The organism is Pseudomonas sp. 09C 129, from assembly GCF_002843625.1.
GTDB classification, from domain to species: Bacteria; Pseudomonadota; Gammaproteobacteria; order Pseudomonadales; family Pseudomonadaceae; genus Aquipseudomonas; species Aquipseudomonas chlororaphis.
The window spans coordinates 3,904,447-3,925,424 of sequence record NZ_CP025261.1; the positions used below are offsets into that span (position 1 = coordinate 3,904,447).

At 62.0% G+C, this 20,978-nt stretch carries 13 protein-coding genes and 1 pseudogene; 4 read left to right on the plus strand and 10 right to left on the minus strand.

The window, feature by feature from the left end; translation table 11 throughout:
• Positions 1-138 precede the first annotated feature (138 nt).
• From pelG to CXQ81_RS17700, 8 genes are all read right to left on the minus strand, one after another.
• Positions 139-1,509, minus strand: a complete 1,371-nt coding sequence (gene pelG / locus CXQ81_RS17665) for an exopolysaccharide Pel transporter PelG (protein WP_007925551.1) — start codon at positions 1,507-1,509, stop codon at positions 139-141.
• Positions 1,510-3,042 carry a GT4 family glycosyltransferase PelF gene (gene pelF / locus CXQ81_RS17670; protein WP_101337998.1) on the minus strand — a complete coding sequence of 511 codons (1,533 nt, stop codon included), beginning with the start codon at positions 3,040-3,042 and terminating at the stop codon, positions 1,510-1,512.
• Entirely contained in the window at positions 3,039-4,028 is a 990-nt protein-coding gene (locus tag CXQ81_RS17675; protein ID WP_101337999.1) for a HEAT repeat domain-containing protein, read from the minus strand. The genes pelF and CXQ81_RS17675 overlap by 4 nt, the downstream gene beginning before the upstream one ends.
• Entirely contained in the window at positions 4,006-5,376 is a 1,371-nt protein-coding gene (locus tag CXQ81_RS17680) for a PelD GGDEF domain-containing protein (protein ID WP_101338000.1), read from the minus strand. The genes CXQ81_RS17675 and CXQ81_RS17680 overlap by 23 nt, the downstream gene beginning before the upstream one ends.
• A 5-nt stretch (positions 5,377-5,381) precedes the next feature.
• Positions 5,382-5,903: a hypothetical protein gene (locus tag CXQ81_RS17685; RefSeq protein ID WP_007925542.1), complete on the minus strand. Its 522-nt coding sequence runs from the start codon at positions 5,901-5,903 to the stop codon at positions 5,382-5,384.
• A gap of 28 nt (positions 5,904-5,931) precedes the next feature.
• Positions 5,932-9,522 (minus strand): tetratricopeptide repeat protein, encoded by a 3,591-nt coding sequence (locus CXQ81_RS17690; RefSeq protein WP_101338001.1) that lies wholly within the window; start codon positions 9,520-9,522, stop codon positions 5,932-5,934.
• Positions 9,500-12,310, minus strand: a complete 2,811-nt coding sequence (locus tag CXQ81_RS17695) for a bifunctional glycoside hydrolase 114/ polysaccharide deacetylase family protein (RefSeq protein WP_101338002.1) — start codon at positions 12,308-12,310, stop codon at positions 9,500-9,502. Before CXQ81_RS17695 ends, CXQ81_RS17690 begins: the two co-directional genes overlap by 23 nt.
• 77 nt (positions 12,311-12,387) lie before the next feature.
• Complete coding sequence (locus tag CXQ81_RS17700) at positions 12,388-13,320, minus strand: NAD-dependent epimerase/dehydratase family protein (RefSeq protein WP_101338003.1); 933 nt, start codon at positions 13,318-13,320, stop codon at positions 12,388-12,390.
• A 537-nt stretch (positions 13,321-13,857) separates the two neighbouring features.
• Here CXQ81_RS17700 and CXQ81_RS17705 point away from each other — a divergent pair.
• From CXQ81_RS17705 to CXQ81_RS17720, 4 genes are all read left to right on the plus strand, one after another.
• Positions 13,858-14,697 (plus strand): 5'-nucleotidase, lipoprotein e(P4) family, encoded by an 840-nt coding sequence (locus tag CXQ81_RS17705; RefSeq protein ID WP_101338004.1) that lies wholly within the window; start codon positions 13,858-13,860, stop codon positions 14,695-14,697.
• 721 nt (positions 14,698-15,418) lie between these two features.
• Entirely contained in the window at positions 15,419-17,056 is a 1,638-nt protein-coding gene (locus CXQ81_RS17710) for a phospholipase (RefSeq protein ID WP_101338005.1), read from the plus strand.
• Between the two features lie 14 nt (positions 17,057-17,070).
• The gene (locus CXQ81_RS17715; protein ID WP_101338006.1) at positions 17,071-17,271 is read left to right on the plus strand and encodes a hypothetical protein; all 201 of its coding nucleotides are present in this window, start codon (positions 17,071-17,073) and stop codon (positions 17,269-17,271) included.
• A complete protein-coding gene (locus CXQ81_RS17720; RefSeq protein ID WP_101338007.1) occupies positions 17,268-18,617 on the plus strand; it encodes a VWA domain-containing protein in 1,350 nt (449 codons plus the stop codon). Before CXQ81_RS17715 ends, CXQ81_RS17720 begins: the two co-directional genes overlap by 4 nt.
• A 464-nt stretch (positions 18,618-19,081) precedes the next feature.
• On the opposite strand, the gene CXQ81_RS17725 is transcribed toward CXQ81_RS17720, so the two are convergent.
• Together CXQ81_RS17725 and CXQ81_RS17730 are read right to left on the minus strand one after the other, a co-directional pair.
• Positions 19,082-20,659, minus strand: coding sequence for an alkaline phosphatase (locus CXQ81_RS17725; protein ID WP_101338008.1), 1,578 nt, complete (start codon positions 20,657-20,659; stop codon positions 19,082-19,084).
• A 35-nt stretch (positions 20,660-20,694) separates the two neighbouring features.
• Positions 20,695-20,826, minus strand: a pseudogene (locus tag CXQ81_RS17730) (GNAT family N-acetyltransferase); the annotation flags it as partial.
• Positions 20,827-20,978: the final 152 nt, after the last annotated feature.

Below are 20,978 nucleotides of genomic sequence, written 5' to 3' on the forward strand. Positions count from 1 at the left end.
CAAAGCGTGTAGACCACCGCCAAGAGCGCAGTTCGCACAGTCCTGCGCTCTTGGTGGATGGCCTGGCTGCAACGAGCCGGGCATCGCTCCTGCCGATAACGCGTGGGGGTGTTCAATCCTCACTGACCGGCTTGAGTTTCAACGAGACAACATGAAGGTTTCGTACTCCAGGTCATCCAGCGCCGTCGATAACCGCGCCAGCCCCAGCAGTACACAGAGCAGCAGCGAGAAGGTGAAGCCATAGCCGAAGAAACTCGGCCCCAGGTACAGGCTCAGCAGGGTCAAGGCGCCGTTGAGTGCCACGAACAACAGGCACAGCTCCAGCACGATCATCCGTTTGTCGAGGTAGAAAAACACGTTGAGGATCGCCATGAACACCACCTGGATGCTCACCCCGATCAGGTCGATATAGAACAGCGGCAGGTAGTAGCTGGACATCCCCAGCCACTCCAGTATGCGCGGGCCAAAGAGAAACAGCAGAACCACCGTCAGCCCCTGGACCTTGCAGATCTCCAGCAGGCCCTGGCGGATCGAGAAGGTCATCTCGGCTTTCAACGAACCGATATGCTGCAGGGTCTCGCCGTCGCGCACCGCCCGGAACAGGCGCTCGTACCATTCGGCGAAGTCGGTTTCGATCCTTACCAGGAACACCGCCATGCCAGGAATGATCGCCAGGTAGGCGAGGAAGATCGGCAAGTCATAAAGAATCGAGGCGCGCATCGGCCCGATCACCTGGCTCGAGGTCTGCGGGTTGAACCAGAAGATGAACTTGTCGATCCAGATTCCCAGGTTGTAGCAAAGCCCGGTCAACAGCAGGCTGACAAACACCTGGCGCCGGTCCAGAAAATCGAAGGCCACCAGTTTCTCGGCCCGGTACTCGCGCAGGATGTCGTAGAGAAACAGGAACAATAGGCTGCTGTGCCCCAGCAGCAACGCCAGCAGCAGCCCTTCCATGCCCAGGTGCCTGAGGAAGAATGCGCTGCCGACCATCAGCCCATAGCCCACCAGCATCACCAGCAGGATGCGGTTATAAGCCTTCATCCCCGAGAGGAATATGATCACCAGCCACAGGTTGCAGAGCACCACGAAGTTGGCCAGGGTCAGCAGGCGGTAGATCAGCCCCTGGTCGAACAAGGTGATCAGCAGGAGGATGCCCAGCACCCCGGCCCCCAGGGTCACCAGCAGCAGCATGCCCACCAGGTTCGGCAGGATTTGCTCGTACTTGCGCTCGAACAGGCGGTCGGAGACAAAACGGGTGAAGAAGAGTTGTAAGCCGCCGGTGAGGATCAGCGACGTGGCCATCAGGTAGGTCACGGTGATCAGGAACTGGCGGATCACCACCTCCGGGACCACCAGTCCAAGGCTGATGACCCCCACCAGCATCACGCTGAGAATCGACAGGACCCAGGGCCCGGAGCTGATCAGGCCGGCATAGACATAGGCATGCAGCGTCGCCGTGTAGGAGTCGCGCGAGAGAATCTTGCGCAGTTCGAAACCGATACCGGCCATTTACACGGCCTCCTTTTGCAGGGTGCCCATGGCGCTGTGATAAAGCCTGCGATAGCGCTCGATCATCAAGGTTTCGCTGTAGTAGCGGTGAACCCGCGACAAGCCGGCGGCCTGGGCGGACTTCCAGCGCTCGGGGCTGCGCAGCAGGTCGATGATTGCCTGGGACGTGGCCTGGGGATCGGCGATCGCCACCACCTCCCCGGCCAGCCCGAGATCGCGGTCGGACGCTTCGCCGCCCTCGATCAGCTCGCGGCAGGAGCCCACGTCGCTGCTCACCACTGGAGTACCGGCGGCCCAGGCTTCGAGAATCACCAGGGGCTGGGCCTCGCTGATGGACGTCAGCACCATCAGGCCCAGTTGCGGCAGGATGTCCTGGATCTTCTGGAACCCCAGGAACAGCACCTTTTGCTCCAGCCCGAGGCTGGCCACCAGGCTGCGACACTCGGCGACGTACTCGGGATCTTCCTCTTGCGGCCCGACGATCCAGCCTTCGACCTGCGGCATCACACTGACCACTCCCCGCATGGCCCGCAGGAAGGTCTTCACGTCCTTGATCGGCACCACCCGGCCGATCAGTCCGACCACGGGGGCGATGCCTTCGGCCCGGGACTCAAGGGCCTGGGTCCAGAGCTGCAGGTCGATGCCATTGGGAATCACCTGGGTGCGCTCAGCCGGTGCGCCGTCCTTGATCTGTCGCTGGCGGTTGCCGTCGTACAAGGCAATGATCTGGTCGGCGCTGTCGTAGACCAGATGACCGATGCGCTCGAAGAAGCGCACCCAGAGCATACGGATGTAACCGGAGCCGGTGTCCATGCTGTCGTTGAGTGCCTGGTTGCTGGTTTCGGCGATCCAGCTGGCCTGGGCCAGGTCGATCTTGCGCTCCTTGGTGTAGATCCCGTGCTCGCTGAGCAGCAACTGGCACCCCCACAGTTGCTTGAGGATGCAGCCCGCCAGCCCGGCATAACCGGTTGAAATCGAGTGCAGGACCCGCGCCCGCGGCATGCGCCGGGCGGCATCTGCGAGCATCAGCAACGGCGACTGCATGGTGCGCAGTGTCCAGAAATAATTGACGAAGGAAGGATCGGCGCAATGCTGCTCGTACCCTTCGGTCAGCGCCTCCCAGCTGGGGCGACTGTAGAGCACGTCATCCAGGGTGATCCGCGCCTGGGCCAGGGAATCGAGCACGCCAATGCCCAGCTCGGCGGCCGGTTTTTCCGGGTTGTGCAGGTAACGGTAAAGGTTGCTCAACTCTTCCAGGGACGCGGTGTGGGCGACTCGCCTGTGCTTCGGATTGCGCCAGGCTTCCTCCAGATACACCTCTTCGACATGCACGACGTTGGCTGGAATCTCATAGCGGCGCTGACCGTAGGCTGCACGCTGGCCACCGATGAACAACACCGAAAAGGTCAGTTGCGGCAGCCCGAGGATCATCTGGTGAATCCAGCTGGACACACCGCCGCGCACATAAGGCCAGGTGCCCTCGAGCAACAGGCAGACATCGGCGATGGGCGTTGGGTTGACGGTTTTCTTCATGTCCAGGTCCTTATCAGCCCGGCAAAGGGCGGACGTTGTTGCATCTGCGGCGGCAAGCTGCTCAACAGCGCGGGAATCTCGGCATAGTTCCCGCTTTCAAAGGCGATTTCGGCACGGAACGGCAAGACCTTGGCCGGGTCCATGCCCGCTTCCTGGGCCTGGTGCATATGCAGCCGCGCCTTGTCGATATCGCCGCGCTCAAGGGCGATACGCCCGGCCAGCAACAGCAACTCGCCGCCCTCTCCCGCCTCCAGCGCCAGCCTGGCATGCTCGCCGGCTTGCTCCAGCACGTGCAGCTGGACGCTGCCCTGGGCCAGGCCCAGGTAGGCCAGTTCCCAGTACCAGCGCGCCAGGGTGGCATGCAGGGCGCCGGCCTTCCTGGGCGCGGCACCGGGCAACTGTTCGAGGGAAGACTGGATCCGCTGGTTGATATCGGTTTCCTGCTTGTCGAGCATCGAATACGCCAGGAGTCGGACATCGTCGCTCGGATCGCCCAGGGCCAGCTTCAGAATCGGCACCGCTTCCTTGCCCGGCATCCTGCGGGTGGCGAGCAACGCCGCCAGGCGCTGGTCGGGGTCCGGCGCGTGGCGCAACACATCCTGCAAGCCACTGTCACCGAAGGTCGGCGAATGCAAATGGGACTGCGCGCGAAACGGCAGGCCGGGAATGCCGACGGCCTGCCACATCTGCGTATCGCGCTTGCGGGGCAGATACAGCGCCGGAAAGATCGCCGCAATCACCCCCACCGAGCCCAGCAACGGGACAAAGAACGCCAGGCTGAAAATGAACAGCGGACTCCACGGCAACGGCGTGCGATAGCGCGCCGGCAGCAGCCGCCAGACCGCCGCCGTCAGCAGGGCGCAGGCGATCCCGTGGGTCATTGCATACAGCAGCGCGATCTGCGGGTCGGGCAACTGCGCCGTCAGGCTGGCCCAGCTCCCCGCCTCGAAAAACAACGCTGCGCTAAACAGCCACTTGCTGATCATTCAGGCCACACTCGTTGTACAGGAAGTTACGCAGCCCATCCCGTTGCCGGGCCGACTCCAGGTCGTAAGGCAGCACGGTGACCCCCAGGCTGGCCAGTTCCACGCTCATGCCGAAATGCTCGTGAATCAGCTTGCCCAGGCGCGCCAGATAGCCTTGGGCGCCCTCGGCACTGGTCAGTGGCAACAGCACCAGCAACAGAGCGTGCCCGCGGTTGTTGGCAAGGCCCAGGTGCAGGTCCAGTCCGCGCTGGCTGCGTTCGAAAAGCCGCGTCAGTTCATCGTTGGCCTGGTTCGATTCAAATGCATAGAGGCAACCGGACAGGCCGTGCTGCTCGACATCCACCAGCGAACGCTTGAGCTGGCGTGTGAAGTGTTGGGCATCGTCGCTTTCCAGTTGCAGCACCTGCAAGTCAGAGTGCAGCAGGTCGGCGATATGCCCGGCCAGCAGCGCCAGCAGGCTGAGGGTGCGCTCCTGGAAGGCGAAGAACGGCATCTGCCGTACCGCGAGGATCGCCAGCACCTGTCCCTGGGTGTCCACCAAGGGAATACAGGCCTGCAGGGACGACACCGAAGCCTGCCCGCCGCTATCGAGCAGCTCTTCACGCACACTCACCAGTTCCTCGCGCTCCAGGCACAGGCGCACCAGCAGGTCGTTGGGGTCCAGGGGCCCCATGGTCCCGGTGGCGGCCAGCAGGGTCAGGTTCGGCGACGCATGGCCGGCCTGCTCCACACGGTACAGCGCGGCTACCCGCAACGAGCCGTACTGGCCAAGCAGGCTCAGCACGGGCTCGGCCAGCAGGCTCAGCGGGTCATCGCCATTGGGCAGCACGCGCAGGCGATCGCGCAGGCCCAGCAACGAACTGCGCAGGCTCTGGTCGCTGCCGGCCAGGCGCTGCTCCAGGCGATCATGGGACACCCGCAGAATCTGGTGCGCCCGGGTGAAATCGTCGAGCCGGTACTGGCGATACTCGTTGGCCATCTGCAAGCGCAGCAGTCGCCGTTCCCACAGGTCTCGCACCTCGCCCACGAGCATGCCGCAGACCAGCACGCCGACAATGTAGGAGGGAGCGATCTGCGCGTAACCGGGCAGCCCCGACTGGCGCAGGATGAAGAACGCCGCCACCAACAGGCTGGCGCTGATCAGGCCGCGGACAAAGCCGTAGCGCACGCCCAGCAACAGTGGCGCCAGCACCGACCAGGGAAACTCACCCTGCACCTGCAGCGGGTCTTGTGGCGCAAGCCACAGACCCACGCCGATGACCAGGGCCGTCACCAGGAAAGTTTCCAGCCATGACGCCGGACCGCTGGCGCGGGGCGCCAGCGCGTAGTCCATGTGTGGAGATCTCATGACAGTCACTCGATCCTGAGGCCACCGACAAGCTTGTCGAGCACCTTCTGCGCCGCGCCGGCCAGGCTTTCGCGGGACCAGCCGGCACGGGCGCCGCTATTGCTCCAGAGCACCTTGCCGGTGCCCGCCTCGACCACCCGCAGACTGATGCCCACCGCCGGCTCGCCATCCAGGCCATTCTTGTACTGCCACTCTTCAATGCTGCCGGACACCACATAGTCGAGATTCTGCTCGCGAGCCCAATCCATGGCACCGGCCAGGCGCTCGTTATCGTCGAGCAGGGCTTGTTCGCCCTGCCCCGCCGCGCCGTTGTAGACCTGGGGTTGCAGGCCCCGGCTGCTCAGTACGCTAAGCAGAATCTGCTCACTGCGCTCGCCGGCCTGGGGCGTCTGGGAATAGTTGACCAGTGGCAACACGCCCCAGCGGGCGGATTTCGACAGCTCGGGGCTGTCCTGACCGGTAAAGCTGCTGCAGCCGGCCATCAGCAAGGCGACCATCGCCAGACTCACGCAACGAATGGATTGCATAAGGTTCACTCCTCTTTGAATTCCATGATCAGCGTCCAAAACGGACGCTGTAGCTGACACCTGCCGTGCCCCCGGACTTGCCCGTTCCGCCTTGTGGGGCCGACTGGTAGCCGAAGGTCACTGCCAATTCGTCATCCCCTATCACCTCGGTGCCGACACCGGTACTGATGGCGTAGTTGATGGTGTTGTCGGTCCACTGCCAGCCTGAGCTGACGTCTACCAGCCAGGTGTACTGCCCACGCGTGCGGTTCAGTGCCCCCGGGAAGCCACGCCGCCACGAACTGCCGAAGAACAGCTGGCCGTAGCGCTTTTGCAGCAGGGTCTGGCTGGTGATCTGGTTCGGATCCTCGAGGCCGGCCCCCGCCAGGTCGATGCCCCCGCCCAGGGTATTGGCCAGGTTGGGCAGCGAACGGTGGTCCAGGCTGTTTTGCTGGTAGTCGATGCCGCTGCGCAATGCCCAGTTCGGCCCTTCGAACTGCAAGGTGTGGTCGAACTCGATCTTCAACGCCTGGCCACTGCCCAGGTCATCGCCGCTGCGGGTCGAGAACCAGCGCTGGGCCAGGCTCCAGGACAACTGGTCACGGGCCGAATAGCGATGCCGCCCGCCGACCCAGACATCGTCCTGCTGGCCGAAGGCACGCATCAGCCCGCTGTCCTCGTTCTTACGGTGCCAGTCGGCGCCGACGTCCAGTTCGTTGCCGCTGTCCACCTGCCAGGTGCGGCTGGCGCCCAGGCCGTTGCGGTCATCGTCCTTGCGCAGGCTGCTGTCGAAGATCAGTTTGTAGTCGCCGTCCTCCAACTGCCGCTGCAAGGTCAATCCGGTATTGGTCTCGTTGCCCAGGCGTGATTCATCGAGGGTGTCGCCGCTGTATCGGCCCTGCTCCACCACGAGCCTGGCGTACCAGTCGTCATTCAGGTAACGCGCAGCGCTCAGGCGCGGGCCGTTGAACACCAGTCCGCCGTAATCCTGGCGTTCCCAGGCGATTTGTACGCCCTGGGGCGTGCGCTCGGTCATCTCGATGGCCTGGCGCCGCAATTGCTCACGGATCGCGGGAGGCTGGTCCTCGCCCAGCGCCGACAGGTCGACGGCCAGCGCTTCGCCGCCACGACCCAGGCTGTTCAGGGCCTCGACCCGCTGCGCCGGGTCCAGGCCATCGCTGGCCACCAGGCGCTCCAGGGCTTGGCGATTGTTGCCGCGCAGGGCTTGCTGGATCTGTTCGTAGCGACTGACCTTAAGGCCACGGGCGCGGGCCCAGGCCAGCCAGTCATCCTTCTGCGCCGACTGATTGATGTCATCCAGGCGCACCAGCATTTGCTCGAACCACAGCTGCAGCATCGGCCTGGAGCCGTCCAGCCACTGCATCGCCTTGTTCTGCGCCTTGCGCGACGAGTAGCTGCTGGCCACCAGGCGCAGCCAGGTCGCATAGCCCTGGGGCGTGGCGCGGATCTGCTCGGGCGTCACCTGACGATTGAGCTTGAGCCGCAGGCGCTGGGCCGAGTCGGCATAACCGGCGCCTTCCAGCGCATCGGCGTAGGCCGCCTGGACCATCCAGTCCCGGGGATTGGCTTGCAGGTACAGGCGGTACCAGGCCAGGGCCTCGGTATTGCGCCCCAGCCACTGGCTGGCGGCGGCAAACGGCAGCCAAAGCGTGCTGTCACCGCGCGCCAGGGAACGCCATTGCTGCAGCAGCGGCTTGATCTCGCCCGTGCGCCCCAGGTCGACATACAGCCACATCAGGCGTTCGCGGAAGGTGTTGTCCTCCGGGAAGCGGCTCAAGCCCAGGCGATACAGGCGCAGGGCCTCGTCGTGATGACCCTGGTGGACCTGCAGCGCCCCGCGCGCTGCCAGGACCTGGGAATAGTCGGCGGCTTCCGGGTACTGGTCAGCCTCCTTGAGCAGATCGATCACCAATGGCCAGTCCTGAAGCTCCTGGGCCAATTGCAGGGCCGCGACCAGGCGCCGCGGATGGTGCCCCTGGCGCCAGCTGTCGACGGTCAACTGCAAGGCCTTGCGCGGATCGCGGGTGCGATAGAGGGCGATCAGCTCACTCTCGTCGCCGGTATTGAGCGAGCCCTTGATGGCCAGCATCTTCTCCAGTGCGAGCTGCAGTTCATCGTCCGACTCCAGGTCCCAGGCCAGCGCGGCACGGGACTGCCAGTAGTCGAGGTCGTTGATTTTGTTGCCGTCGACCGCGGTGATCACCTTCCAGGCCGACTGGCTGTCAAACAGCTTGAGGTGGTTGTTGGCCCAGTCCACCCGCTCGGCGCTGGTCAACGGATAACGGCTGGCGAAGTTCTTCCAGACCGCCAGCCGCTGTGGGTACTGCTCGGTGTTTTCCAGGTTCTGCAACAGGCGGACCCAGGCCAGGCGGTGCTTCGGGTATTTGGCGACATAGCGGCGCAACCACTTTTCCGCCTGCTCGGGCGTGCCCCGGGATTCTTCGGCGTACACCAGGGCATCGAGTTCGACATTGCTCAGGGCGCGGCTGTCCATGATCCCCGCCAGCAGCGGAATGCCCCGGTCGAAGTCGTAGCTCTGCATCGCCAGGCGCCAGGTGTGCTCGAACTCGGCCGGGTTGTCCCGCAGCTTGCTCAGGCTGATCCAGTAGCCCAGCGCCGAGGCCGAGTCGCCCCGCCATTCGGCGAGATGGGCCATCTGCTCCAGCAGCAACGGATCCTCCGGATGTTGCTCCAGCAGTTGCGAGCCCGCCGCATGAGCGCCCTTGAGGTCACCGAAGGCCAGTCGCTGCCTGAACTCCTTGGCCAGGATTTCCGGGTTGTCGGGCTGCAACTTGCGCCATGCGATAAAAAATGACTCGGCCAGGTCCGGACGCTTGTGCGCTACCGCCACATCGACGCCCCGGTCAAGCAGCGCAGCATCGAATTGCGCATCCGGCTGGGCGGCCAGTTCCCGGGCCAACAGCTCGGCCGCCTGAGCGCCGCGATCCGCCGCCACCAGGGTGTTGAAGGCTTCCTGCAGGAACTGGCGACGCGCTTCAGGCGTCTGGCTGGCATCGAGCAACTGCACATAGAGGTCGGCGGCGCGTCCGGGTTGCTCGCTGGCCTGGTACCACTTCGCCGCCTCGGGCAGCCAATGCTCACGCTGCCCTGGATCGCGACGCGCCAGTTCGGCATAGGCGTCCGCGGCCAGCCCCGGGGCCTGGACACTCAAGGCCAGCGTGGCCAGGCGCTCAAGCTGGGGGGATGGCAGTGTCTTGTAGTCAAAGGCCTTGAAACGTTCGGCCAGGGCCTGCAACGCTGGGCCGTCGGTGCTGTTGGTCAGCGCCAGGGCATCCAGTTGCAGGCGGTAGTAGGACTTCAGCGCTGGATCGGCCTGTGGCCATTGGGCCAGGTGTTTTTCCGCCCTCGGGTAATCGCCCAGCTGAATCAGCAGGTCGAGCAGTTGGGTGCGCAATTCGTTGTTTTCCGGGTGGGCCGCCAGCAGCACCTCGGCATAGCTGGCGGACACTTCGTCCGGGGGGCCGAGCGTGGGACGGAAGGTATCTTCGTTGCGATAGGTCGCCCACAGCAGCACGCCGACGACCATCGCCACCAGCAGCAATGCCCAGGGGTTGAGCAGCCGTGCGCGTGGCGCCTTAGTTGCAGAAGAGTTGGGCATCACTCACCTGCTTCATGGGAAGTTGGAAATGCCACAGGCCCTGCTCGGACTTGCCGGCATAACGTTGGCCCCGGACCTCGACCCGACAGGCGCTGGTCGAACGCACCGAGAACTCCAGGTTGAACTGGCCGGCAAAAGAGAAGCTCACCTGTCGGTCACTCACATAACGCCAGTCACGCAAGGGAATATTCGCCAGCTCCAATGCCGGACGCGGGTCACGCTCGGGCCGCAGGGCCAGCAGCGCATGGTCGCCGCTCAAGGCCACATAACGGCCCTGGGGCAGATCACGGACACCGGCCACGTTCCGCGAACGCCCCAGATCCGGCCAGCCCAGCTCCGGGTCCAGGCGCAGGGTACGCAAGCCGTCCATGCCGCGGACCTGCCAGTCGCCATTGGCGGTGCGGGCCAGGCTGGCCTGGTACAGGCCATGGACCCGATCGAGGTAGTCGCTCATCCACAACGACAAGGGCTGCTGGCCGCGCATGAAGCGGTAGATATCGGCCATGGCCTTGATCGACGCCTGCTTGGTGCCCGAATAGAAGTGGTAGTACAGGTGAATGCCGCGCAGGCGCCGTGGGCTGTCGGTCAGCTCGAACGTATCGATGACGTCGCGAAAGCCGTAATACGGGCCTTTCCAGAGGTTGGTGTACATGTTCTCGTTGATCACCGGGGCGTAGTACTGCAAGCCGCCTTCGGTGGGACGCAACAAGGGGTACAGGCCGGTCAGCGATGAATTGGCTTTGGTCAGGATGGTCTGCCCGCCGTTGACGTTTTTCAGCCCGGCGTCGTAGGCCAGCTTGATGGTCTCGGCGCTGGGCAGCGCATCCCCCGGCCAGAAGAGCAACTTCACCGGCTTCTGCGCAGTGGTCAGGCGGCTGTTGATGTAGTCCCGCGATCCGACGATCTCGCGCTTGAAGTCCAGGGTCTTGTAGCCCTGGATGTTCAGGCGCAATCCGTATTCGGCGTGGAAGTCCTCGTCCTGCCTGGCCTTTTCCGGCTGCAGGTAGAACGGGTGGCTGTAGGTGTGGCTGGCAACCTCGACTTTGGGATCGGCAAAGATCTCCTGGGCGAGGGGCTCCAGCTCCCTGGCGAGGAACGGCGACATGCCCTTGGGCCCGACCTCCCCTTCGATGATCGAAACCGAGGTCAGGTACGGGTTGGGACGAATGTAGTCATCCAGCACCTGGCGCCCGGAATAAGGGGTGCCGCGCACTTCGGCATGGGATGGGAAGCCATCCCCGTCGATATGCACCGTGGCGATCCGCCGGCCGTTCTCGGTGGTGGTGTCCGGGTGCGGTTGTGCCGGCAGGCGCAGGGCTTTCTGGATAAAGGCAAAGGGGTCGAGAATCCAGCGGCTGCGCTCGACATTGGTCTCTACCACATAAGGCGCCAGGGCCATGCCACCCCAGGTGCCGATGGCCACGGGGGCGTACTTGCCGCCCTGCTCATCCTCCAGCAACAGGGCCGGTTGCGGCCCGTCGGGCAGCAGCGTCACACGGGTCAGCTCTCGGGTGCGCGCCACTACCGGCGCCTCGAAGCCACCGATCAGGGCCTTGTCCTGGCTCAGTACTCGCAGTGCGCCGCGAGCCCCTGGCGCCGCGAGGTTCAGCCCCAGGCGCTTGAGCAATGCGCGATCCTCGATCGGCAGGCCCGCCATGATGGCCAGCGGCACCTGTTCGTCCAGGCGTTGGCCAATCCAGCCATTAAAGGCACGGCTGTCCTGGGGTGGGCCGCTGGTCATCCACACCACCACCCCGGCGTACAGGCCGGCGAAGCTGTGGGACGGCAAACTGGCATCGGCCGGCAGATAGTCCACCCGATAGCCCAGGTATTCCAGCAGACCGCCAAGCATCCGGTGCCCGGCGTGATCGTAGAGTTCGCCTTCGCGCGGGTCGTAGAGCATGGCGATGCGCCGCGGCTGTACTTCCACGGTGCTCATGCCGATGGCGTTGAGGTCCGGGGTGGTGACCACCGGGATAAAGCCTTCCTGGCTCAATTGGCGAGCCAGCTTGCGCGCTTCTTCGCGACGGTCGGGCGGCAAGTAGTCGATGGCCACCAACGGCATGTTTTTCGCGCGAAGTGGCTTGAGCTCACCTTCAAGCCAGTTGCGGTCGGACTCGGAAACCGGGCGATAACGCTTGGCTGAGGCATCCCAGCCGGCATGGATCGATTCGACGGCCACGGCCGAGGCAACGCCATCGAGCTCGCCCAGCACCTCGAAGCCCCGGTTGAAGAACAGCTTGAGGTTCGGCTGGCGGCTGTGCAGTTCCCGCAGAAACGATGCCAGGGCTTTGCGTTGCGGTTCGCGATGAGCCTCGGGGAGCAATTGAAAGCTGTCGAGCGTATCGAGGAACAGACCGGCATAACCCTGCCCTTGCAACGCCTTGGCACGCTTGAACAGATGTTCGCGCCAGGCCGGCGTCGAAATATCCATGACCTGGCTGTTCCAGGCCTTGTTACGCGTAGCGCTTGCGCTGCGGGTCAGCGACGCTTTGTCCAGGGCGACGCGGTCGCCATCGAACTCACCCACCGACAGGTAAGCGAACGGCTGGCTGCCAAGTTCGCGCAAGGTGGCAACATTGGCGGTGCTCATATGGCCCGGCTCGACCACAACCCATTCGAACTGCGCCAACTCTTGAAGCGGTGGCCGATCGGCGTACCAGAACCCGACACTGGCGGGCGCCGCCGGCGAGGCTTGCACCACCGAGTGGGTCGCACACAACGCCAGCGCGGTAAACAGCCGCCGTACCCCTTTGCAAACACGCCCCCTGCGAAACTCGATGTCCATAAATCACTCTTGAGTAGATCAATCCGCGCGATACCGGACCCGCGAGCCCTCTGCAACCGGGCCCGCAAGGCGTGGCATTAAAGACTGTGGTAAAGCCGTGCCAGGCCTTCAGCCACGGTGGTTGGCGACCCCAGGCCAAAGCGTTCGCGCAAGCGGCGATTGTCGGCCTTGGAATGCCGGATATCGCCCGAGCGGGCAGCGGCATGACTCACGCTTAGCGGTTTGCCACTGATCCGTTCCAGGGCCGTAATCAGGTCATTGAGCGTGGTGACCCCGCCGAGACCGACATTGGTGGCATCAGCCGCGGGCTGGGGGTGTTCCAGGCCCTGGAGCAGGATCTTCACCAGGTCTTCGACATAGACGAAATCGCGGGTTTGCTCGCCATCGCCGAACACCACGATCGGCCGTCCGGTTTTCACCCGCTCGCTGAAAATGCTGATCACCCCGGAGTACGGCGACAACGGGTCCTGGCGGGGCCCGAAGATATTGAAGAAGCGCAGGATCACCGGCTCCAGTCCATGCTGGCGACGATAGAAATTCAGGTAGTGCTCGCTGGAAAGCTTGTCCGCGGCATAAGGCGTCAGGGGGGACGTGGGCGTGTCTTCATCAATCGGGGTGCCCTCCCCGTTATTGCCGTAAACCGCGGCACTGGAGGCAAAGACCACTCGACGGATGCCCGCGGCGATCATCGCCTCGCATACCCGCAGCGTGCCGATGAAATTGCTCCGATGAGTAGCTGCCGGGTGTTCGACCGAGGCGTGGACCGAAGCGACAGCCGCCAAGTGCACCACCGCGCTGCACCCCTGCATGGCTTCAGTGAGGGTCGCGGCATCGGCGACATCGCCGACCACCAGTTTCAAGGCCGCACAGTCCATCGGCAGGTTGCTGACCTTGCCGGTAGAGAGATCGTCCAGAACCCGGACGGCATAGCCTCTTGCCAGCAACGCATCCACTAAGTGGGAACCAATGAAGCCAGCCCCCCCGGTTACCAGTACTCGTTTGGCAGACATAGATCATCCCTAAAAAATATCGCAACCCCCACCGTCTAAAGCCGGCACCCCCACGAAAATGAGCCATGGCTGTTGGCCTTATGGCTGATATTTCCGTGGATACCTGCTCTTTAACAAAGGCTGTATCGCCTTTTTCTGGAGGGCTTCAGAAGTCAGGCGTCAAAAAAACATCAGTTAAATGACGCAAAACAGAAGCGGATACTGGGATACGAATGCCATCATGTCAATAATCCGTCTAAATTTTAAGATGAGGCTGTGAGCTTAAAAAAAGGTCAGTATATTGACGCGCGCATTCCTGGGGCTCTGGGTTCCCCTTGCCCCTGGCAATGGAAAACTCATCTTCAAGACGACGCGCTCGCCTTGAACCTCCGCATGCGAGACCTGAGTCGGAATCACGCCTCATTGATCTCAAAACACGACACCCGTATTGAGTGGGGCACCCGAGTGCTATAGAACCCCTTGGCGGTATTGGTCAGCGCGGCGCCATCTTTGCCCTGCTGCGTATTTACCCGCTCCGTTTCCATTCAGGTATCGAGTATGAAATCAAAAATAAACCAAGCCTTGATTACCCCTGCGCTCTTCTCGCTTCTGATGTTCCAGTGGACGCCTGTGTTTGCCGAAGAGGCTGCCAGTTCCCCCTCCAATCTCTTGACCGCGGCGGTTGCCTGGAAGCAGACGGCGGCTGAGTTCGAGGCGCTTTATTACCAAGGCTTCAACATCGCCAGGATGCGTCTGGACCAGGCCCTGCAAGCCCGCAAGGAGGGCGACCGACCGTTGGCCGTCATCAGCGATGTCGACGATACCGTGCTGGGTAGCAACAGCTACTGGGGCTACATGATCAATTCGGGGAAAGAGTTTTTCGATGACGGCGCCTGGGACCAGTGGGTCGCCGACAATGGCCCGGTCGCCACGCCCGGGGCAGTGGAGTTCTTGAATTACGCCCAATCGAAGGGGGTCGAGGTGTTCTACGTCACCAGCCGCGACCAGGGCGAAAAAACCAAGGAATATGCCCTGGCCAACTTGCGCAAGAACAAGCTGCCGTTTGCCGATGAACAACACCTGACGGTCTATCGCGACAGCTCCAACAAAGAGCCACGGCAAACGGAAATCGCCAAGGACTACGAGGTGGTAGTCATGCTGGGCGACAACCTCAATGACTTCAAACGCAAGTACTACGTCGCGGACGTCAAGCAACGCAACAGCCTGATGACGGAAGACAAAGAGCAGTTCGGCCGCAAGTTCGTCCTCTTCCCCAACCCTACCGACGGCCATTGGCTCAAGGCGATCTTCGGTGACTCCGAGCCCCCGGCCACCCCGGAGAACCGCGCCAGGTTCAAGGCGGCGGCCGGATCGACGGCCTGGCAGCCGAAGCAGTAATCCTGGGCCACCTGCCCTGCCCTCGCCGTTCGAAAAACGGCGCTTGCCATGCCTTGTGAACGCGGCCTATCCACTCAAATTTCCGCGAGCACACAATCGAGCGCCGTAACTGCCAACGGCAAGCCTGGGCTCGATGCCCCTGGAGCTTGCGCCACGACATCAACGATTAGACTGGCTGGTTTGCCAGTGATACGCAGATGAACGGTACTTACTTTGGCGATGATGGTCTCTGCCCAGCCTGAAACGATGCCTTGGCACACCGCTATATCTTCACCCCCTACGCATTGGCCGCACCCAGGTTCGAGGTGTGTGTGGGGCGACGAATGGAAGCGCTTTGGTATCAACGGTGTTTGACTGCACTCCGCCCTTGGCTAAGATCCAGGTGATCTCTATTCGCAGTGTTGTCAATCAGTATCGCGATAGGCACTCGCAAATGTGACAAGTGCTCGCCATGCCATGGAGGCAAGGTCATGTCAAAACTCAAGGTTGAGTTCCCCCCCTCGGTTGAGGCCGCCTCAGCACGACGTCCCCACCGTTCCTTCCGACATTACAAGGTTGCGTGTTACTGGCCGTAAGTGTGGCCGCGGCCGTTTTGTAACTGTTGCCGAAGCTTGGTTTTATCCCCAGAGCAGCAAGTGCAGTGTGCTTTGTAGCGTCTGCACACTGGTGGCGTTCATACGCCATTTTTTAGCGTTATAACCTTCCCGCAGGAGACAAGGACATGTCAAAAGTACGCGCACCACAAAGCGTTGCTCCCGATGGCAAGATTCACGACAGACTGGATTATCTGTTCACCGAAGAAGGTATTCCCGTGCCTGGCGACGGTGCCGAACTGGTGTTGGTGGATCTGGGCGACCACACCATCAAGTACCACAAAATGGTCACACCACCGGTACAAGTGGCTACCAGGAGAGGCGATGGTCCTCGCGAGCTATTCGAGGGCGGCGAACATATGGCGATCGGAGACAGTGTAACGTTGTACTTTTCCGGTAGCGACACGGGTACACCCGCCTGGCAGGTCCCATTGAATCTACCCAATGGCTTGGCCCTGACCTACGGTCAGATCGTCGCATTGGGGGGGGACTTCTATGGCATTCCCGATAAGCCGATCTCCGACGGTGCAACCGCTGCGGAACGGATAGCGCGCTTTAGCGCGGCGTTCAACTCCCTGGCAACGTTACCGGCCTCCAATAAGGAGGCGCATGAAATTCTACAAGTAATGCAGGTGGAAATTGATGCCGCCAACCAGGCGATCAACGATGGTTTGCCCGCGCACGAAGCCTATGACAAGTTGGGCGATACGCTCTCGCTGAAATGGAACGTGATCACCGGTGGGGGGCCTACCGGCATCCCTCTGGGTCGTTATCTCAAGCTGGCAGCCGTAAACTGGGACCACTTCGGCAGTTGGGCGGTTCTCGCTTATAAGGCTGGCCACACCGCTGCACTGCAACAGGCGATCAAAGCGGGAAAAAGCGGGCAACGCCAGGATCTTGAGCTGGCCTACGCAATGAACGCCTTCGCTGACCATTTCCTATCAGACCTGTTTTCCGGCGGACACATGCGCACGCCACGCAAGCAGCTGCACGACACTGTCACGTCCGGCTTTGTCAGCTCTTTTCTGTCGCGCTATATGCATGATGAGGACTGTAAGTTTGGCCTCAATGTGAACAACACTCAGGACGATAACTGGCATGCCTATGGCGACAAGCGCTACTTCGATACCGTCGATGTCGGTAACCGCAACCGCGTTGGATTTATCGTTCAAAGTTCAGTGGACGAGGTCTTTGAAAGTTTCCTCTATGGCACCGCGCCGACACCCGACGAGTACGCCGCAAACTCATTGTTACCCGACCTGCAAGCGGTGCAGAACCATCTGAGCACGGCCAACTATTCCCCCTTGTTCGTGGCTCAAGGTTCGACGGTACTTCGCCGCCAAAACATCAACGACCTCAACGACCGTCACTGGACGGCAGACTGGTGGGGCGCCACCACCCTGGCCTTGTTAAAAGCCAGTTACAACCCGAACAAACCAACCGGCTATCTGGAACCGCCAACGGCATCGCCGGTGCTTCAGCCCAATGGCTGGCAAAGCCATACCCCCAGCCCCCCCAACTGGGTGGATGGTAACGCCGTGCGTTACGCCTTCAGTTATACCAATGGCCTGAACGAATCCTACACCGGGCCCTGGTCAGCCTTCGTTGAGTTGCAAGGCAGTTACTTTCCGACCTTAAACGTGCCAGAAGATCCATCGGGTAAAGCCAGCGGGCGAAATATCTTTCGGCAATTTCGCAATACCCCCCCGACGCTCGTGGGATCTGTTGCCCGTGGTGTCACCTCGTTCATCGATCGTCAGAACTGAGCAGGAGCCTGATTATGTCAATCACTATCAAAATCACTTTGGCCACTGGCGAATCGGCCCAAGGACTTGACCTTGAGTTGCTATCTGACGGCGCACCCGTCGCAAGGGCGACCATCGACGAACAAGGGCGGGCCGTGTTCGATGCGTCGTCAACGCTCGGCCAGCTGGCTGTACGCGTCGACCATTCGGGGCTGGAAAAGGAGCAAAGAGCATGACCAGTGTTTCAGTCGTTCCTATTGTCGATACTTCATACAGCATGACCGCCGAAGGTTACGTGGCACAAACTGTCATCGATACCAAGGCCTTCCTGCGTTCGCTCAAACCTGAAGACAAGTTTGCTGTTATCGCTTATGACACCACGGCAAGAAATGTCTATACCGGCAATGGAGGCTTGGCCACCGTCGACCAGGCACTGACCGTCACCGCCAATGCAGCCCTGGAGGTCAGTAAACTATCGTTCAACGGCGACAGCACGGCCATAGGTCTAGGGTTACAACAGGCACGCACCTTCCTTGACTCGGCGAGCCAGCCCAAGGCTTGCGTGCTGTTGACCGATGGCTTCCAAAACGCCGGACCGTCCCCCTTGGATATGCTTCCCGACTATCCGGTCATGACCTGCGCCATGGGACCGCAATCCGACCAGGACCTGCTGAAACAAATCGCCCAGCACACCAACGGAGAGTTCTTCTATGCGCCCCGCGCCGCCGACATGATGAAGGTCTATCACCAGATTCGCTCGAAAACCGCCTCGGCTGCGCTACTGGCGAACCAGCTCGTAGACATTCCCACAAACGACTACCGTTTAATCCCGGCGACGGTATCTCAACGTCCCGGTGGCGCGCAGATCTCGGCAGTCTGGTCCAACGCCGAGGTCACCTACACACGTGGCAGCCCTTCCGGCAATCAGCTGTCAGTGACTCTGGTCGACCCTTCAGGCTCCACCAGCCCGTTGAACCCGACCATCATCGGCGACGGTTTTGTCATCTACAACGTCGACAACCCGGCCCCGGGGGAGTGGCAGGTCCAGCTGGAATTCGCTGGCGCAGGTCAAACGATCAACTGCACGGGGGGCGCACTGCAGTACCCGTCGTCAACACGCAATGCAATCGCGGAGCTAAAACTCAACGTCGATATTGCCCGGACTCACAATGTCGGTCGGCCGCTGGAGCTAAAACTCAATCTGAACGAGGGCGGCGAGCCCCTGACGAATGTCCGAGCCCATGCCTCCGTGATTCGGCCGACCATCAGTCTGGCCAATGCCTTGATCAAGTATCACGATCAACTCGGTTCGGTGCGGGCGAACCCTGCTCACATCTCACGAGGCGTCCCTGAGTCGCAGGCGAAACTCGCGGCACTGCGTCAACAGCTATTGCCAGAACAGGACATTCTGGCGCATCAACAGTCGGTAGTGCACTTTCAACAAGGCGCAAGACAACTGATATCGCAACTCGATACTCCGGTGTCAGGTTCGTACACCATACAAGTGGAGGTCACGGGCGAAAGCCCGGTGACAGGCCCCTTTTCGCGTAGCGAACTGGTTAGTGTGCTAGTGACTGACTAGAGCGCTTAGGGGCTTGTCGTGTTGTAAAAAAACACCGTGTACGCTGGGCATTGACCTTGTATAGGGTTAATGCCTGGCCGCGGCCATTCCATCCAAAGCACTTTACCCGCTCTGAAGATCGACCAATCTCCCAGCGGGCGGGCATGAACAAAAGCGTACTGCCTGCCGATCGATAAGATGTCGGCCGACCCACGCAACCGTTCTGTTTCCGAATGCTGATGCTGGATTATTCGAAGGTCGTTGTACCCTCGGCAGCGAGAAGGCCGAGCCTCTCGATAGCTCGGCCTTCTCCACTCATTCGGCGCCTGGGCGCAACCATCGTCTCCACCGTGGTCGCTCTGTCCGCAGTGGCTGTAGCCTGCCCTGCCCTCGCCGTTCGAAAACCGGCGTTTTTCTCGCAACCTTCTGAACGCTGCATACCCACTCAAAATGATTGGCCCGGCCAGCATTTTGAGTGGAACTGACTAGACCTCAATCGCCCCCGCCCGCCCCGACTCCACCACAAAGGACTTGAGGGTCGAGACACTGGCATGCGGATCCCGGGGATCGGAAATGATCCGCAGGTGGGTCAGCATCTTCCGTTCTTCCAGCTCCACCGCCACATATCCCCGCCAGCGGCTCTCGAAAAACCTTACATGGGGATTGAAGGGCAGGATGGCGTCGAACGACTGGCCGTCGGACGTGACCGAGGTGCCTACGAATTCAGTGGCGACGATCCGCGAGTCAGGGTCATGGGCGCGCGCATGCAGGTCCGTGACCCAGAACGAATGAATGTCGCCGCCCCAGAACACCGGGTTACTGGCTCGCCGGCGCTCGATGGAGGCCAGTACCCGTTCGCGAGTCGCCCTGTAGCCGTCCCAACCGTCGGTCCAGTGCCCCAGCGCCTGGCTCGCCGGGACGTGCTGGAGCAGCGGCGCCACCAGCAGGTCCTGGGCGATCACATTCCATTGCGCCCGGGACCGGGCCAGGCCCTGGTCCAGCCAGGCTTCCTGCTGCCAGCCCAGCATGGTGCGCCCGGGGTCGCGCAAATCCAGGCAACTGTCTTCGGCGATATGCCCCTGATGGCTGCCATTGGGCGCAATGCACGGTTGCTCGGAGCGGTACTGCCGGCCGTCCAATACATGGAATCGGGCCAGTCGCCCATAGTCCAGGTTCCGATAGATGCGCATGTCCGGCCCCCGCGGCAGGCTGGTGGCGCGCAATGGCATATGTTCGTAGAAGGCCTGATAGGCCGCCGCTCGCCGCTTGAGGAACGCGGCTACCGGAGTCCCCGGATCCTGGGACCAGCGATTGGCGTAGTCGTTTTGCACTTCGTGATCGTCCCAGGTCGCCACGCTGGGCGCGCTGGCATGCAGCGCCTGCAAGTCAGGATCGGTCTTGTACTGGGCATAGCGGTTGCGATAGCCCGCCAGGTCCAGCGCCTCGTCACTGCTGTGGGGGCGAATGATCTTGCCGGAGTCGGGCGCATAGGATTTTTCGTAAATGTAATCGCCGAGGAAGAACACCAGGTCAGGTTGCTCCGCGGCCAAGTGACGGTAAGCACTGAAGTAGCCGCGCTCCCAGTGAGAACAGGAGACAAAGCCCAGCCGCGCCGACGCCATCGCGTGCACAGGCGGAGCCGTGCGCGACTGCCCTGTCGGACTCTGCGCCCCGAGGCTTTCAAACTGGTACCAATAGGGCCGCCCAGCCTCCAGCCCCGCGACCTCGACGTGGACGGAATGGGCGAAACGCAGAGTGGCCATGACTTCGCCTTGTTTCACGATCCGCCTCATCGCCGCGTCACTGGCCACCCGCCAGCGCACCGGCACCGAACGGTTCAAGCCGCCACGCCCATCGGCCGCGTTGAACAACGGCGCCAGGCGGGTCCAGATGACAAAGCCATCCGGCAGCGGATCGCCCGAGGCCACGCCCAGGGTGAACGGGTAGTCGATGCCGGCACTACGGGCGAAGGGGCTGAGGATCGAAAAAGCCGTCGCCACCGCCAGGCCCGACAGCACCCGGCGACGGCCCGGGTCCACCGGCTTGTCGATATCGTCGCTCATGACGCGGGCCGCCAATCGGCGCGCAACAGCCCGTACGATGGAATCGCTGCGGTGTTGTCAGCGATCCCGGGGCCGTTGGCCAGCTCGAACAGTGTCTCGGCCTGGTGTTTTTGCAGCGCTTTGAGCGCCAGTCGCGGGGTGAGTAACGAAGGAAGTGCAGCGCTCATGTCGGGGGGCTCGCCGGATAAATGCGCAAAAATGCGCCCCCGGCATGTCAATTTCATGACCGTCAAAAAATGACTGATGGTTCTTCTGAAATCCGCGTCCTAGACACCTAAAAGCTTAAATTAAAGTTAACCAATCGGTCATTTTCCGTTGC

Excerpts from the sequence above, each read along its gene's own strand:
- CXQ81_RS17725 (WP_101338008.1), bottom strand. The coding sequence starts at position 20,659 with ATGAGCGACGATATCGACAAGCCGGTGGACCCGGGCCGTCGCCGGGTG.
- pelG (WP_007925551.1), bottom strand. The coding sequence starts at position 1,509 with ATGGCCGGTATCGGTTTCGAACTGCGCAAGATTCTCTCGCGCGACTCC.
- pelF (WP_101337998.1), bottom strand. The coding sequence starts at position 3,042 with ATGAAGAAAACCGTCAACCCAACGCCCATCGCCGATGTCTGCCTGTTG.
- CXQ81_RS17705 (WP_101338004.1), top strand. The coding sequence starts at position 13,858 with ATGAAATCAAAAATAAACCAAGCCTTGATTACCCCTGCGCTCTTCTCG.
- CXQ81_RS17690 (WP_101338001.1), bottom strand. The coding sequence starts at position 9,522 with ATGCCCAACTCTTCTGCAACTAAGGCGCCACGCGCACGGCTGCTCAAC.
- CXQ81_RS17685 (WP_007925542.1), bottom strand. The coding sequence starts at position 5,903 with ATGCAATCCATTCGTTGCGTGAGTCTGGCGATGGTCGCCTTGCTGATG.
- CXQ81_RS17675 (WP_101337999.1), bottom strand. The coding sequence starts at position 4,028 with ATGATCAGCAAGTGGCTGTTTAGCGCAGCGTTGTTTTTCGAGGCGGGG.
- CXQ81_RS17715 (WP_101338006.1), top strand. The coding sequence starts at position 17,071 with ATGTCAATCACTATCAAAATCACTTTGGCCACTGGCGAATCGGCCCAA.
- CXQ81_RS17695 (WP_101338002.1), bottom strand. The coding sequence starts at position 12,310 with ATGGACATCGAGTTTCGCAGGGGGCGTGTTTGCAAAGGGGTACGGCGG.
- CXQ81_RS17680 (WP_101338000.1), bottom strand. The coding sequence starts at position 5,376 with ATGAGATCTCCACACATGGACTACGCGCTGGCGCCCCGCGCCAGCGGT.
- CXQ81_RS17700 (WP_101338003.1), bottom strand. The coding sequence starts at position 13,320 with ATGTCTGCCAAACGAGTACTGGTAACCGGGGGGGCTGGCTTCATTGGT.
- CXQ81_RS17720 (WP_101338007.1), top strand. The coding sequence starts at position 17,268 with ATGACCAGTGTTTCAGTCGTTCCTATTGTCGATACTTCATACAGCATG.
- CXQ81_RS17710 (WP_101338005.1), top strand. The coding sequence starts at position 15,419 with ATGTCAAAAGTACGCGCACCACAAAGCGTTGCTCCCGATGGCAAGATT.